At 72.8% G+C, this 14,008-nt stretch carries 16 protein-coding genes; 9 read left to right on the top strand and 7 right to left on the bottom strand.

Annotated features, from left to right (window positions below; translation table 11 throughout):
• Positions 1 to 143: 143 nt before the first annotated feature.
• Together OHA65_RS16445 and pfkB are read left to right on the top strand one after the other, a co-directional pair.
• Positions 144 to 902: a DeoR/GlpR family DNA-binding transcription regulator gene (locus tag OHA65_RS16445; RefSeq protein WP_327283860.1), complete on the top strand. Its 759-nt coding sequence runs from the start codon at positions 144 to 146 to the stop codon at positions 900 to 902.
• The gene (gene pfkB, locus OHA65_RS16440) at positions 899 to 1,849 is read left to right on the top strand and encodes a 1-phosphofructokinase (RefSeq protein WP_327283859.1); all 951 of its coding nucleotides are present in this window, start codon (positions 899 to 901) and stop codon (positions 1,847 to 1,849) included. The genes OHA65_RS16445 and pfkB overlap by 4 nt, the downstream gene beginning before the upstream one ends.
• A gap of 63 nt (positions 1,850 to 1,912) precedes the next feature.
• Here the strand turns inward: pfkB and OHA65_RS16435 are convergent, their stop codons facing one another.
• Complete coding sequence (locus tag OHA65_RS16435; RefSeq protein ID WP_327283858.1) at positions 1,913 to 2,695, bottom strand: DUF6227 family protein; 783 nt, start codon at positions 2,693 to 2,695, stop codon at positions 1,913 to 1,915.
• A 192-nt stretch (positions 2,696 to 2,887) separates the two neighbouring features.
• Between OHA65_RS16435 and OHA65_RS16430 the strand changes: the two genes are divergently transcribed.
• On the top strand, positions 2,888 to 3,529 hold the full coding sequence (locus tag OHA65_RS16430) for a vitamin K epoxide reductase family protein (protein ID WP_371643817.1): 642 nt from the start codon (positions 2,888 to 2,890) through the stop codon (positions 3,527 to 3,529).
• 105 nt (positions 3,530 to 3,634) lie between these two features.
• Here OHA65_RS16430 and OHA65_RS16425 read toward each other — a convergent pair whose 3' ends face one another.
• Positions 3,635 to 4,045: a rodlin gene (locus OHA65_RS16425; RefSeq protein WP_327285683.1), complete on the bottom strand. Its 411-nt coding sequence runs from the start codon at positions 4,043 to 4,045 to the stop codon at positions 3,635 to 3,637.
• A gap of 282 nt (positions 4,046 to 4,327) precedes the next feature.
• Between OHA65_RS16425 and OHA65_RS16420 the strand changes: the two genes are divergently transcribed.
• On the top strand, positions 4,328 to 4,834 hold the full coding sequence (locus OHA65_RS16420; protein WP_371643815.1) for a hypothetical protein: 507 nt from the start codon (positions 4,328 to 4,330) through the stop codon (positions 4,832 to 4,834).
• Between the two features lie 186 nt (positions 4,835 to 5,020).
• On the top strand, positions 5,021 to 5,260 hold the full coding sequence (locus tag OHA65_RS16415) for a chaplin (RefSeq protein ID WP_327283855.1): 240 nt from the start codon (positions 5,021 to 5,023) through the stop codon (positions 5,258 to 5,260).
• Positions 5,261 to 5,356: 96 nt separating this feature from the next.
• Here the strand turns inward: OHA65_RS16415 and OHA65_RS16410 are convergent, their stop codons facing one another.
• From OHA65_RS16410 to OHA65_RS16390, 5 genes are all read right to left on the bottom strand, one after another.
• Positions 5,357 to 5,704, bottom strand: coding sequence for a hypothetical protein (locus OHA65_RS16410; protein ID WP_327283854.1), 348 nt, complete (start codon positions 5,702 to 5,704; stop codon positions 5,357 to 5,359).
• 164 nt (positions 5,705 to 5,868) lie between these two features.
• Positions 5,869 to 7,011, bottom strand: coding sequence for a chaplin (locus OHA65_RS16405; RefSeq protein WP_327283853.1), 1,143 nt, complete (start codon positions 7,009 to 7,011; stop codon positions 5,869 to 5,871).
• Positions 7,012 to 7,132: 121 nt separating this feature from the next.
• Positions 7,133 to 7,366: a chaplin gene (locus OHA65_RS16400; RefSeq protein ID WP_327283852.1), complete on the bottom strand. Its 234-nt coding sequence runs from the start codon at positions 7,364 to 7,366 to the stop codon at positions 7,133 to 7,135.
• 218 nt (positions 7,367 to 7,584) lie between these two features.
• A complete protein-coding gene (locus tag OHA65_RS16395) occupies positions 7,585 to 7,995 on the bottom strand; it encodes a rodlin (protein ID WP_327283851.1) in 411 nt (136 codons plus the stop codon).
• A 184-nt stretch (positions 7,996 to 8,179) separates the two neighbouring features.
• The gene (locus tag OHA65_RS16390) at positions 8,180 to 8,422 is read right to left on the bottom strand and encodes a chaplin (protein WP_327283850.1); all 243 of its coding nucleotides are present in this window, start codon (positions 8,420 to 8,422) and stop codon (positions 8,180 to 8,182) included.
• A gap of 174 nt (positions 8,423 to 8,596) precedes the next feature.
• Between OHA65_RS16390 and OHA65_RS16385 the strand changes: the two genes are divergently transcribed.
• From OHA65_RS16385 to OHA65_RS16370, 4 genes are read left to right on the top strand one after another with little or no spacing between them, the layout of a single operon-like run.
• A complete protein-coding gene (locus OHA65_RS16385; RefSeq protein ID WP_327283849.1) occupies positions 8,597 to 9,724 on the top strand; it encodes a DUF3344 domain-containing protein in 1,128 nt (375 codons plus the stop codon).
• A gap of 19 nt (positions 9,725 to 9,743) precedes the next feature.
• Positions 9,744 to 10,961, top strand: coding sequence for a glycosyltransferase family 4 protein (locus OHA65_RS16380; RefSeq protein ID WP_327283848.1), 1,218 nt, complete (start codon positions 9,744 to 9,746; stop codon positions 10,959 to 10,961).
• Complete coding sequence (locus OHA65_RS16375; protein ID WP_371643811.1) at positions 10,958 to 12,475, top strand: exopolysaccharide biosynthesis polyprenyl glycosylphosphotransferase; 1,518 nt, start codon at positions 10,958 to 10,960, stop codon at positions 12,473 to 12,475. Before OHA65_RS16380 ends, OHA65_RS16375 begins: the two co-directional genes overlap by 4 nt.
• The gene (locus OHA65_RS16370; RefSeq protein WP_328763021.1) at positions 12,475 to 13,938 is read left to right on the top strand and encodes an O-antigen ligase family protein; all 1,464 of its coding nucleotides are present in this window, start codon (positions 12,475 to 12,477) and stop codon (positions 13,936 to 13,938) included. The genes OHA65_RS16375 and OHA65_RS16370 overlap by 1 nt, the downstream gene beginning before the upstream one ends.
• The last annotated feature ends 70 nt before the right edge of the window (positions 13,939 to 14,008 follow it).

Raw genomic sequence — 14,008 nt, 5'->3', positions numbered from 1 at the left:
CCGGCTCCCGCTCCCCCTGACGGGCATGTCCGCTTCTGTTGGCGGACATGCCCGTTTGCTTTGGTTTCATGGCATACCGGCTCATGGTGGGGCATAATTTCCATAGTCGGACACCCGGACATCCCCAACGGACACGAACCCACATGTACGCACCCGAGCGCCGGCAGGAGATCCTCCGCCTCGCCCGCGAGGCGGGGCGCATCGACGTCCTCTCCCTCGCCGAGCGCTTCCAGGTCACCGCCGAGACCGTGCGCCGCGACCTCACGTCCCTGGACCGGGCCGGCCTGGTCCGCCGCGTGCACGGCGGGGCCATCCCGGCCGGCCGCCTCGACATCGAACCGGACCTCACCGAGCACGACGCCACCCGCGCCGACGAGAAGGACCGCATCGCCGCCGCGGGCCTCGCCGAACTCCCCGAAGGCGGCAGCATCGTCCTCGACGCGGGCAGCACCGTCGCCCGCCTCGCCGCCGCACTGCCCGTCGACACCGCGCTCACCGTCGTCACCCACGCGCTGCCCGTCGCCGCCCGGCTCGCCGACCACGCCGGCATCGACCTCCACCTCGTCGGCGGCCGCGTCCGCCACCGCACCCGCGCCGCCGTCGACGCATGGGCCCTGCGCGCCTACGCCGAGATCCGCGCCGACGTCGCCTTCCTCGCCGCCAACGGCTTCACGGCGCACGGCCTGACCACCCCCGACCTCGCGGAGGCCGCCGTCAAGCGGGCCGCGATGGCAGCCGCCCGCCGGGTCGTACTGCTCGCCGACTCCTCGAAGGCGGGCCGGGAGCACTTCGCGTGCTTCGGCTCCTTCGCGGACGTGGACGTCCTCATCACCGACCAGGGGCTCGCCCCCGCACAACAGGCGGCCATCGAGGCCGCCGGTACGGAAGTCGTGCTCGTATGATCCTCACCGTCACCCCGAACCCCTCCCTCGACCGGACGTACGAGGTTCCCTCGTTGGACCGCGGTGCGGTGCTGCGCGCCACCGGCGACCGCGTCGACCCCGGGGGCAAGGGGGTCAACGTCTCCCGCGCGGTGGCCGCGGCGGGAGCGCTCACGACGGCGGTCCTCCCGCTCGGCGGCTACCCGGGTGCACTGATCGCCGAACTGCTGGGCGCACAGGGCGTGGACGTCACCGCGGTGACCATCGTCGGGCAGACCCGCTCCAACATTTCGATCGTCGAACCGGACGGCACCCTCACCAAGATCAACGCGCCCGGCCCCGAACTCACCGCGGAGGAGTCCGCCCTCCTGCTGGAGACCGTCCGCACCGCCGCGGGCGGCCCCTCCTGGATCGCGGCCTGCGGCAGCCTCCCGCGGGGCCTGCCGCCCGAGTGGTACGCCGACCTGGTCGCCCGCGCCCGCGGAGCCGGCGCCCGGGTCGCACTCGACACCTCGGGACCGGCGCTGACCGCCGCACTGCCGGCCGGCCCGGACCTGGTCAAGCCCAACGCCTCCGAGCTCGCCCAGGCGGTCGGCCGCCCACTGACCACCCTGGGCGAGGCCGTCCGCGCGGCGCAGGAGCTCCGCTCCCGGGGCGCGGGCGCGGTGCTGGCCTCGCTCGGCGCGGACGGCCAGCTCCTGGTGAGCGCCGAGGGCACCTTCCACGGCACGGCCCCCGTGACCGCCGTCCGCAGCGACGTCGGCGCGGGCGACGCCTCCCTGGCCGGCTTCCTCATCGCGGGCGGAACGGGACCCAAGGCCCTCGCCTCGGCCCTGGCCCACGGCGCGGCCGCGGTCCAGCTCCCCGGCAGCGCGATGCCGACGCCCGCGGACCTGCGCCCCGAGACGGTCCGCATCACCGAGAACCCGCCCCCGGACCAGCCCCTGTCCACCCGCGCCCTCTACTAGGACCCGCCTTCCGGGTCGGTAGGGGGTCGGTCCTGGTCGGGCCGGGTCAGTCCTGGTCAGGCCTCAGCGCACCTGCGCGCGCAGTTCCATCGCCCCGCGGGCAGCCGGCTCGCTCTCGTACACCTCGCACATGTGCCGCCCGTCCGGCGTCGCCGTGTGCTCGACCTCCCACAGGCTGAGCTCGCTCCCGTCCAGCAGCACGAACGAGTGCTCGTACAGGCTGAATCCGGCGCCCCGCCCGTCCGCCATGCAGTGCCGCGTGCCGAACGCCTGGGTGATCTGGTGCGCGTACGCCGACTTCAGCAGCAGCGCCGTCCGTTCCCCGGGCCGGTCCGGGTTCTCCGCGCGCCGCAGCACCCGGCGGGCGTGGTCGGCGGAGTCCTCCACTGCGTACTCCCGGTGCCGCTGCGCCGGCGGGACAGCCGCGAACAGTGCGCTCAGCGCCGCAGCATCGTCGTCCGACTCCTCCTCGGCGGCGGCAAACACCGGATCCAGCGCCGGGTCGAACGCAGCCTCGGCCGGGGTGTCGCCGAACAGCCGGGCCACGGCCAGGCAGGTCTCCGCCTTGTTCACGAAGACCTCGTGCCGGATCGTCCGGTCGCCCTCCAACCGGTACACCAGTTCCCACAAGGACGCCGAACCGCCGTCGGACAGCAGGTACGTGTGCCGGTGGGTCTCCCGCCACGGTCCCGCCGCCGGGCTGTGGTGGGTGGTGTACAGGGAAGAGCTGTGGGCGAGCGCGGTGCCGAGGCGCTCGACCAACCGGTCCGGCAGGTCGAAGGAGTTGAGGGCGCGGCCCAGGAGTCGATCGAGGTGCGCCTCGGTTGTCTCGTACGGATCGCTCAAGGTGGGTCTCCAGGCCGTCGCAGCTAGTGACTTCGCGGAAGCTCAACGTAGCCCCTGGGCCTGACATCACGTCCGGGGTTCGGTAAAACGTCCGGGAAGCATCCGGGGTTCCCGCCACCCCTTCAGGTCAACTTGCGCAGGGATGTGCATGGTTCGCCCGGGTCTGTGCCGGAGCGCGGGAACATGGGCCGTATGGCAACGAAAACAGTGGACCTTCCCCGCCAGCAGGGGCGGCCCGGAAGTGAACACGAGGACGAACCGGTCGCCACCCCAAGGACGTTGGCCTGGTTGCTGGCGTTCACCGGCGCCGCCGGAGTGCTCGCCTCCTGGGTGATCACCCTCGACAAGTTCCTCCTGCTGGAGGACCCGGACTTCAAGCCCGCCTGCAGCCTGAACCCGGTGGTCTCCTGCGGCAGCGTCATGAAGAGCGACCAGGCGGCGGCCTTCGGCTTCCCCAACCCCCTGCTCGGGCTGGTCGCGTTCGGAGTCGTCGTGTGCGTCGGCGCGGGCCTGCTCGCCGGCGCGCGCTACCGCGGCTGGTTCTGGCTGGGACTGAACGCCGGCACGGCCTTCGGGGTCGGCTTCTGCACCTGGCTGATGGTCCAGTCGCTGTACGAGATCAACGCGCTCTGCCTGTGGTGCTGCCTGACCTGGGTGGCCACGCTGCTGATGTTCTGGGCGGTCACCGCCCACAACGTCCGTACGGGTGCGCTGCCCGTGCCCCGGCCGGTGCGGGGCTTCTGCACCGAGTTCGGCTGGGCCCCGCCGGCCCTGCACATCGGCGTGATCGGGATGCTGATCCTCACCCGGTGGTGGGACTTCTGGACCGGGTGACGGCCCGGCGCGCAAGAGGGCCCCGGCAGCTGGAGGCTGCCGGGGCCCTCTTGCGCCGCTCCACGGGCGGGGCGGGCCCGGACCGCAGAAGGAGAGGAGCGGGGATCAGCTGCCGATGGAGCCGTTGCCCGACAGGACCGGGATGTTGTCCAGGATGTGCGAGAGCGGCTCGTCGCCCTTGGCCTGGGTGGAGTTCTCGGTGCACTGCTGGTTCATCGGGTTGGACAGGACGTTGATGTCCTGGACGCCGATGTTGAGCGCGGCGAGGATCGACTGCGCGTTGACCTTGACCGGCAGACCGATGCAGGGCTTGTTGAGGGTGCCCTGGACCAGGCCGAGCTGCGGGCTCATGTCGCCCTTGGTCTTCTGGTTGCCGTAGGCCTGCACGGCACCGTTGCCGTTGACCGTGTTGATCCCGTTGTCGTTGCCGATGGCCATGGCCGGGGCCGCAGCGGCAGCGCCCGCGCCGACGGCGGCGGCGGTGACGGCGGCAGCAGTCATGATCTTCTTGAACATCATTGGTCCTTTTGTCGCACGAGTGCCCGCTAGTGGAGCGCCCTGGACAACTGCCCTGTCAGGGGGTTGGTTCCGCTGCTTCACTCAAACGGCCCGTTCGGGGCGGGGTTTTCCCCGCCCCGGGTGAGCCTTCTGCGGACGCGTGCGCGAAGCCCGTACGCAGCCCGCAGAACCGGCCGGAACGGTTCAAGATCCTGTTGCGCTCCGTAGGGGGTGTCCGCACGGTGAGTAAGGAAGCGGATCGCTCGGGTCCGCCTCTGTGCGACCACCGAAGGAACCCCCATGCACCGCACGAAGCCGTCCCGCATCCGCGTCCTCGTCCCGTCGGCCCTCGCCGTCGTCATACTCTCCGGCGCGGCCGCCCCGGCGGGCGCCGCGGACGGCGGCACGGAGGCCGCCGCCAGAAAACGAGTGGCCGCCGCCCAGCAGCAGATCGACCGTCGCGTCGCGGCGGCCGGTCCGCTCGACGACCTCCTCGCGGGGATCGGCGCGACCCTGGACGGACTCACCCAGTACCTCCAGACCCTGCTGCCCGGGGTGACGCTCCCGCCGATCAAGCTGCCGAGCCTGCCGAGCCTGCCGGAGATCCCGACGCTGCCGATCGAGATCCCGTCGATCCCGGGGCTCCCGTCGATCCCGTCCGTCCCGGAGGTCCCCGCGATTCCGGAGATCCCCGCGATTCCCGAGATTCCGGTCTCCAAGCCCGCGGCGCCCGTCGCCAAGCCGGCTGCACCGGCGGCACCGGCTCCGGCCAACCCGGTGCTCACACCGGTGGAGATCGTGCCGTAGGGTCCCGGCCTCCCGCAGCGGGCGGGCGGTAGGGAGGAAGGCGCTCGGAAATCGCGCGTGGTTACGACTATTGAGCTGAACAGGTCTGATTGCGCGCGGAGCCGTGTCGTCTGGGACGCTGGACCGTTTCGCTCGGTGTGAGCCCCGCGTCGGGGCAGAACACATCGAACAGAAGGTGCACTTCCCATGAACTCTGCCAAGAAGGCCGCCCTGGTCCTGGCCACCGCCGGTCTCGCTGCGGCCGGTGCCGCCGGCTCCGCCATGGCCGACTCGTCGGCCGAGGGCGCGGCCGTGGGCTCCCCCGGTGTCCTCTCGGGCAACCAGGTCCAGGTCCCGGTTCACGTTCCGGTCAACGTCTGCGGCAACACCGTCGACGTGGTCGGCCTGCTGAACCCCACGTTCGGCAACGTCTGCCTCAACAACTGACGTCAGTCGGAACACCTGACTGTGGGCGCCACCGGCCTCGCCGGTGGCGCCCACAGTTTTGCCGCGTGCCCGCCGGGGGCGGGTGCCTCGACCGGCTCAGTGGGCCCCGCCGTTGAGCTTCACGCCGCCGAGGAGCGGAGAGGCCTGCGTGACCCCGTTCGCCGCGCCGAGCACCTTGCCCGGCGCATTGTTGCGGAAGTCGTTGACGCGCTGCGCGGTGTCGAAGACCTTGGTGACGGCCTCGCCCTGCTCGGCCACCCCGTTGCTCAGGGTCTGCGGGAGCGACTCGGTGACCGGGGCGAGCGAGTTGACGGCCTCGGTGGCGCCACCCGTCAGGCTCATGGTGGGCATCGCGGCCGGCGCTTCGGCGGCGAAGGCGGGAGCGGCGCCGCCGAGCGCGGCAACGGATCCGGCGATGACCGCGGCTACCTTCGTGAGCTTCATTATCGAAATCCTCTTCTTTCGTGAACAGGGGGCAGTGGCGACCGTCGAGTCGCTTTCGCCCTGCGTAACGATTCCCGGCCGCTCCGGAAACGCGTACGGCAACGGCCGGAGAACCCGTCGGGGATTCTCCGGCCGATATTTCTTCTGATTACCGTGATTGCCGGTCAGGAGATGCGGGAACGCCGGTACAGAATGGCGCCGCCCAGGACCAGCGCCGAGGCGAGGGCCGCCGCGGCGCCGGGGTTGCCCGCACCGGTCTCGGCGAGCGCCGGCGCCGACACCTGCGCGGGGGCGGGAGCAGGAGCCGGCGCGGGGACGGGCGCGGCCGGCGTCACGGGGACGGGCGCCGGTGCCGGTGCCAGGTGGACGGGCATGTCACCGGCGGGGGCGGCCGGCGGCTGGTCGGCGGGACGGACGACCTCCGGCGCGGGAGCGGGAGCCGGGTGTTCCACGAACTGGCTGCCGTGCGGCGGCGCGGGGACGGGCGCCTCCTCGACCGGGGCGGGAAGCGGTACGGGCGCTTCCTGGACCGGGGCCGGAAGGGTCACCGGGTGTGCGGGGACCGCGGGCGGCGCGGGCGCGTGCGCCGCGGGCCCCTCGTGGACCGGGGGCTTCGGCGCGGGCCTGGGCGCCGGCCGCGGGGCCGGGTGCTCGGCCTGCGGCTTCGGCTTGGCGTGGGGCCGGGGCTGTGGGCGCTGGGGCGCCGGGGGAGCGTGGTGGGCCGCCGGTGCCGGAGCCGGGAGGGCGTGCGGGTGGTCGTCGCACTCCTTCTCGTCCGAGCCTCCGTATCCGCCCGGCCCGCCCTGGCTCCGGTCGGCCTCCTTCCCCGGTCCGCCGTAGCCGCCCTCGTCCGGGGACTCCTCGTACCGGGGTGCCGCGTGCCGCGGCGCGTGGCGGCGGGCCTCCTCCTGCCGGGGCTCCTCGTGGCGCTGTTGCGGCAGCGCGTGCCGGCCGCCCGGCTGCTCTTCGAGGTAGCGCTCGAAGGCCTGGGCGTGCTCGGGGCTGAGGTAGCGCTCGTAGCCGCGGTCGGCTCGGTGCGCGTCCGAACCGGTCGTGGTGGCACAGGTGTTTCCGAACGAGGGGTTGAGCGCCGCCCCGCCGTCCACGCTGTTGCCGCACACGTTCGGCGAGAAGGTGATCGGTACCGAGACGCTGTTGCCGGACAGCACACCCGGGGAATGCGAGGCCTCGGCCGTCGCCCCCTGGTGCGCGTAGGCCGCGCCGGTTGCGATCGACAGCAGGCTTGTGGCGGCCGCCGCCGTGAGCACTCCCTTGCCCAGTACCTGTCGGCTGAGTACCTGTCGCATGGGTCCTTCCCTGTCTACCGGCTCTCCCGCCGGTGCTGAATCGAAGGTGGCCCCGGAGTGCACCGCCGTGCACTCCGGGGCCACCCCGAGGAGGTTCGCCCTCGCGGGCGCAGGCGCTTCGTCAGGCGTTGATGCAGTGGTTGCCGAACGTGGGGCTCAGAAGGCCGACCACGTCGACGGTGTTGCCGCAGACGTTGACCGGAACGTGAACCGGGACCTGGACCAGGTTGCCCGAGAGGACACCGGGGGAGCCCACGGCCGCGCCCTCGGCCGACGAGTCGGCCATGGCGGGGGAGGCGGCACCGGCGGCCATCAGAACGCCGGCGGCCAGCACCACTGCCTTCTTGTACGTCATTTGTATTTGATCCTTCCCGCAGAGGCTTGTCCGCTGCAGAAATGACAACGAGTGGGTCAGGGAAAGGAAACCGAAGATTTTCGGGGGTGGCTCCGAAATTTACCTGACGTGCCCCACCGGAAATTCGGGGAGGATTTGCGGGATATTCGCGGTGCCGACAAGCGGCGAGGCCGCCGCGACCCGGAGGGGTGCGACGGCCTCGCAGACGCGGGGTGCGGTCAGCTGCCCGCGGAGACGTTGCCCGACAGGACCGGGATGTTGTCCAGGATGTGCGAGAGCGGCTCGTCGCCCTTGGCCTGGGTGGAGTTCTCGGTGCACTGCTGGTTCATCGGGTTGGACAGGACCGGGATGTCCTGGATGCCGACGTTGACGAGCGCGAGGATCGACTGGGCGTTGACCTTGGCCGGCAGGGCGATGCAGGGCTTGTTGAACGAGCCCTGGATGAGCGCCATCTGGGGGCTCATGTTGCCGTACGTGGCCTGGTTGCCGTAGATCTGCGAGGCGCCGTTGCCGTTGACGGTGTTGATGCCGTTGTCGTTGCCGATCGCCATCGCCTGCGGGGCCATGGCTGCACCGATGCCCACGACCGAGGCGGCAGCAGCCGCGGTGGCCATCATCTTCTTGATCATTTTCGTCCCTTTTTTCAGGATTGCCCGGTAGTGGAGCACTCGGATCAACGGGCGCGCCCCGGTTCGGGTTGCGTGCCTTCACCCGGATGCCGTCGTTTCGGGCAGCGCGGTTGACGGGTGGACCGACGGCCGGGGGTCGAGGGCCGGCGTCGACGGTCAGGCGTCGACGGTCAGGCGTCGACGGTCAGGCGTTGATGCAGTGGTTGCCGAACGCGGGGTTCAGCAGGCCGACCACGTCGACGGTGTTGCCGCAGACGTTGACCGGCACGTGAACCGGGACCTGGACCAGGTTGCCGCTCACTGCGCCGGGGGATCCCGCCGCGATGCCCTCGGCGCCGCTGTCCGCGGAGGCGAGGCCCGCGCCGCCCATCAGCACCGCAGCGCCCGCGACCGCCAGGGTGGTGCCGCGCATCAGCCTCTTCTTCATCTCCGATTTTCCTTTCGGTTCGAACAATGGTGCACGGCATAACGACTCGCCCCCTGTGAGGGTGCGTGTTATCGCCCAAAAGGCCGTACGTGCGAGTCCGGCGTGATTTCCAGCCTGATTTCTGACAACGTTCACTACTGTTTTGTCCGCTTGATCGAAAATGGAGACGGGGTCATGGGTTCGTCCCGCAGAATCCTCGGCGCGCTCGGTCTACTGTCCTGCCTCGCGCTTTCGGCGAACGTCCCTGCTGCGGACGCCGCTGCCCCGCCGGGTCCCGCGGCTCCCGCCGCTCCCGCCGTGCGGGAAATGGCCAAGGTTCCGTTCACGCAGCGTTACCAGTCCGTCCAGCGCGGCGGTCTGGTCCGCGCCTCCAACTCCTCCATCGGCTGCCGTCGGGAGGAGGCGCCGGACGTCGAGCCCTGCGCCGACGTCAAGCGCGGCGCGGCCGGGGTCAACAGCGACTTCGACATGTTCTACAGCGAGGTCGACAAGGATCCGGACACCTACAACTCCACCCGGGCCGAGCTCAAGGTCCCGCAGGGCGCGAAGGTCTCGTACGCCCGCCTGTACTGGGGCGGGAACCTGCGGGTGGGCGAGCAGAAGCCGCCGGAGGACAACGGCCGGGTGCTGGTCGCCGAGCCGGGCGGGGCGTACAAGGAGGTCCTCGCCGACACGGTGATCGGCCACCGCTCGGACGCGGGCAGTGATGCCTACCAGGCCTCGGCCGATGTGACCCCGCTGGTCCGCAAGGGCGGCGCGGGCATGTGGACGGTCTCCCAGCTGAACATCGCCATGGGCAACTCCGAGGTGGGGGCCTGGGGCGGCTGGACGCTGGTCGTGGCCTACGAGCACCCGCAGGAGCCGGTGCGCCGGATCTCCCTGTGGGACGGCTTCGAGGGGCTCGACGCGGGTGCGGGCGAGGCGGCCGGTGAAACGGTCGAGATCGCCGGGCTGGACGCGGCCGCAGGGTCCGCGGGCAAGGCCGGGGTCGTCGCGTACGACGGGGACCGCGGCACCCTCGGGGACTCGCTCACGGTGACCTCCGACCGTGGTCGCCGGGTCAATGTCAGCGATGCAGAAAATCCTTTTAATGATGTTATGAATTCCACCATCACGGAATTCGGACATCCTTCGTTCGTGCGACAGCCCGAACACGTGAACAATCTCGGATATGACGCGGACGTGTTCGACCTGAGTCCCGCCCTGTCCGGTGGCGCCCACAGCCTGAGCTTCAGGTTCACGGGCGAAAGCCAGGGTCAATTCCTCGGCGTGCTCTTCGTTCAGACAGACGCGCGCCGCTGAACGTAGGAGACCGCTCCGCGTGCCGACACAACCTCCCCCTGCGCAGTCCTCCCCAGCGCAGCCTCCGATCCCCCGCCCCCTGTCCGTCCTGCACCTGGTCCAGCCCGTCGACGGCGGTGTCGCCCGCGTCGTCGTCGACCTCGTCCGCGCCCAGACCGCCGCCGGTCTGCGCACCGCTGTCGGCTGCCCGCGCGGCGGACAGCTCGCCGACGCCGCCCGCGCGGCCGGCGCCGAGGTGCTCACCTGGCGGGCCGGCCGGGCCCCCGGACCCGACCTGCCCGCCGAAGTGCTCGGCGCCCGTCGGGTGATCGGCCTGGTCCGGCCCGACGTCCTGCACGTCCACAGCGCCAAGGCCGGACTGGCCGGGCGGCTCGCCGTGCGCGGGGCCGTGCCCACCGTCTTCCAGCCGCACGCCTGGTCCTTCGACGCCGTCGGCGGAGCCACCGCCGCGCTCGCGCTGCGCTGGGAGCGGTTCGGTGCCCGTTGGGCCGACCGGGTGCTCTGCGTCAGCGAGGCCGAACGCCGAGCCGGCGAGGCCGAGGGGATCACGGCCCACTGGTCGGTGATCCGCAACGGAGTGGACCTCGACCACTTCCGCCCCGGCGGCCCCGACCGCGACACCGACCGGGCCCGGGCGCGTACCGAACTTCCCTTGCCCGCCGCCTTCCTGGGCGACGGGCCGCTCGCCGTCTGCGTGGGCCGGCTCTGCCAGCAGAAGGGCCAGGACATCCTGCTCCGGGCCTGGCGGGAGGTGCTCGGCAACATCCCCGAAGCCCGTCTCGCGCTCGTCGGCGACGGCCCCGACACCGAGCGGCTGCGCCGCAGCGCCCCGCCCGGAGTGCTCTTCGCAGGGGCCGCCCCCGACATCCGACCGTGGCTTCGGGCCGCCGATCTCGTTGTACTGCCGTCGCGGTGGGAAGGCATGGCGCTCGCCCCGCTCGAAGCCATGGCCTGCGGCCGACCGGTCCTGGTCTCCGACGTCAGCGGTGCCAGGGAGAGCCTGCCGCCCGGCCAGGGACGGCTCTGCCTGGTACCGCCGGAGGACCCGACGGCCCTGGCCAAGGCCCTGGGACGGCTGCTCGCCGAACCGCGGCTGCTCGCCGAACTCGGGGAGCAGGCCCAGCAGCACGCCCGGACCGACTTCGACGTACGGCGGACCACGGACGCCGTCACCGGTCTGTACCACGAACTGCTGGGCAGGCCCCGGCCCTTGAACCAGGAGCGCATCAGCCGATGACGATGGACAGCGCACCCGCCCGGCACACCGGGCAGGGCGGCACGGGGCCTGCCGGCGGCACCGCCGGCACCGCAGCCGTCCGACGGTCCGTGACCGCCATCCACCCCCCACGCAGGCCCAGGGCCGACCCGGCCGGGCCCCTGGTGCGGCCGCAGCGGGTCCGGCGCCGCGACGGGGTCGTCCCGCTGCTGACCGCCGATGCGCTGGCCGCCGTACTCGCGACCGCGGTCGTCGCCCGGCCCGGGGCGGCGGTGCCGCCCGAGGCGGCCGCCCCGATCGCCGTGCTGGCCGCCGCGCTGCACGCCCAGGCCGGGCTGTACCGGCCGCGGCTCGCGCCCTCCGCGCTGCTCGAACTGCCCGCGCTGGCCGGGCGGGCCGCCGTCCTGTGGTGCGGAGCCGCCGCCGTCGTCGCCGCCGCGGCACCCGGCCGGGCCCTGGGCTGGTCCGCCCTGCTGACCGCCGTCTGTCTGCAGATCGTCCTCACGTGCACGGGGCGCGGGTTGGCCAACCGGCTCCGCCGCCGCTCCGCCCGCCTCCGGCCCGCCTCCGCCCTGGTCGTCGGCCCCGGTGCCGGGGCGAGCGCGGTCGCCGCCGCCCTGCACGGGCGTCCCGAGTACGGGCTGCGCCCCGTCGGGCTCGCCGAAACCGGCTCGGTGGAGGAGGACGGCGGCAGCGTGCCGGTGCTCGCCACGCACGAGGACGTCCGGCGCGCGGTCATCCAGAACTCGGTCCGGCACGCGGTGTTCACCCGCCCGCCGGAGGCCGACGAGCGCACCGCCTCCCTGGTCCGGCTCTTCCACGACCACGGCTGCCGGCTCTGGCTCGCCGACCCGGCCGGCACCGCCAAGGTGACCGGCATGCGGGTGGCCCAGCCCGCCGACCAGCTGTGGGGGTACGCCGTACAGCCGCTGCTGCCGCGCCCGTCCCGGCCGGTGGAGCGCTGGGTGAAGCGGGCCGTCGACGGGGCGCTGGCCGCGATCGCGCTGATCGCCGCCGCGCCCGTGATGGGGCTGTGCGCACTGGTCGTACGGCTCTCCGACGGCCCCGGGGTGATCTTCCGGCAGGAGCGGGTCGGCCTGTACGGGCGCCCCTTCACGCTGCTGAAGTTCCGTACCCTGCGCGCCGACGAGCACGAGTCCGCCACCCGGTGGACCGTCGCGGGCGACCACGGGATGAGCCCCGTCGGCTCCTTCCTGCGCAAGTCCTCGCTAGACGAGCTCCCGCAGCTGTGGAACGTCGTCCGGGGTGACATGAGCCTGGTCGGACCGCGCCCGGAACGGCCCTTCTTCGTAGCCAAGTTCGCCGCGGTGCACCCCGGCTACGAGGCCCGCCACCGGATGCCCGTCGGCATCACCGGGCTCGCCCAGATCAACGGGCTGCGCGGTGACACCTCCATCGAGGACCGGGCCCGCTTCGACAACCACTACATCGACACATGGTCGCTGTGGCAGGACCTGTGGATCCTCGCCCGCACCGCGGCCTCCTTCTTCCGCTTCCGGCTGGGGGGCAGCTGATGAGCCTCGCCGTACCCCTGGGCGGGGCCCGGCCCGACGTGACGGGGCTGCTGCGGCGCCACTGGCCGCTGCTGCCGCTCGCGGCGACCGTCCTGCTGCTGCTCGCCCCGATCGCGGCGGGCGACGCGAGCACCTCCGGCAAGGTAGGCCCGGCCGACGCCGCTTCACTGCTGCTGGTGCTGGTGTGCGCGGTGCAGGCGCTGCGCGGCCGGGTGAGGGAGCTGAGCCCGCTGGGCGTGCTGGTGCTCGGCGTGCCCGCCGTGGGCCTGGCCGTCGCCACCGCGACCGCCGGGGACCCGTACGCGGCGCTGCCCGGCTTCGTGCGCTACCTCCAGGTGTTCGTGCTGGTCCCGGCGGCGATCGTGCTGCTGGTGCGCGACGCCGGGGACTTCCGGCTGGCCGCCGGGTGCTTCGTGGTGCTGGCGCTGGTGCAGGGCGCGGTGGGGGTCGTGCAGTACGCGACCCACACCGGGGCCTCGTACCAGGGCGAGGACATCCGGGCCGTCGGCACCTTCGGGCCCGGCGACGTGATGGGCATGGCCACGGTCGTCGCGTACGGGCTGGTCGCGGCGACCGCGGTGGCGCTGGCTCCGGGACTGCCGGGCCGGGTGCGGCGGATGGCGGGCGGCGCGGCCCTGGTGCTGGTCGTGCCGCTGGTGCTGTCGTTCAGCCGGGGCGCGTGGATCGCCACGGTCGGCACGGCGGTGCTCGTGATGATGCTGGCCGGCATCCGGCGCGCGCTCAAGTTGCTCCTCGCGCTGGCCGCGGCCGCAATGGTGCTGGTGGGCGGGCTCGGCGTCGGCTCCGAGATGGTCGCGGAGCGGCTGACCTCGATCACCCAGGTCTCCAGCGCCCCCGACCAGTCGGTGACGGACCGCTACACGATGTGGGCCGCCGCCGAGTCGATGTGGCGCGAGCGTCCGGCGGTCGGCGTGGGCCTCAAGGGCTTCCCGGCCAACCGCGACGGGCACTCCTCGCTGGGGCTGTCCTCCGGCAGCGACACCGCCGGCGCGGGGCAGGCGTACATCCGCCAGCCGCTGCTCTCCCCGCACAACATGTACCTGCTGGTGCTCAGCGAGCAGGGCCTGATCGGGCTGACCGCGCTCGCGGGGGGCTGGGCGGCGCTGCTCGTCGCGGGTCTGCGGCGGTGCGTCACCGGCGGCTCCGCGCTCCGCGACTGCGGGCTGATCGCGATCGGGCTGTTCGTCTGGCAGCTCACCGACTTCCTGTACGCGGACATCGGCGGGCCGTCCACCGTCCTGACCGGGGTGATCATCGGCCTGGCGGCCTGGTGGGCGCTGCCCGAGCCTTCCGGTCGGGACGAGGTTCCCGGCGGCCCCGGCCGGCCGGGGGCAGGCACGACTCTCGGCGCGGGACGCGGTCCGGGCGACGCTGCTGCCGCGGGCGGGCGCACCGGCCTCGTGGCCGCGCTGCGCGCCGTTCCGGGTGCGGACGGCCGGTGACCGATACGACGCCCTGGCGGCCCGCTTCCGGCCCCCCGGCCGGGGCGGGCCCCGCCCGCGTCCCGGGCAC

The sequence above is a fragment of the Streptomyces sp. NBC_00045 genome (assembly GCF_045041095.1).
Classification (GTDB): Bacteria; Actinomycetota; Actinomycetes; order Streptomycetales; family Streptomycetaceae; genus Streptomyces.
Note: the sequence above shows the minus strand (reverse complement) of the source record. Positions and strands in the feature narration are given on the sequence as shown.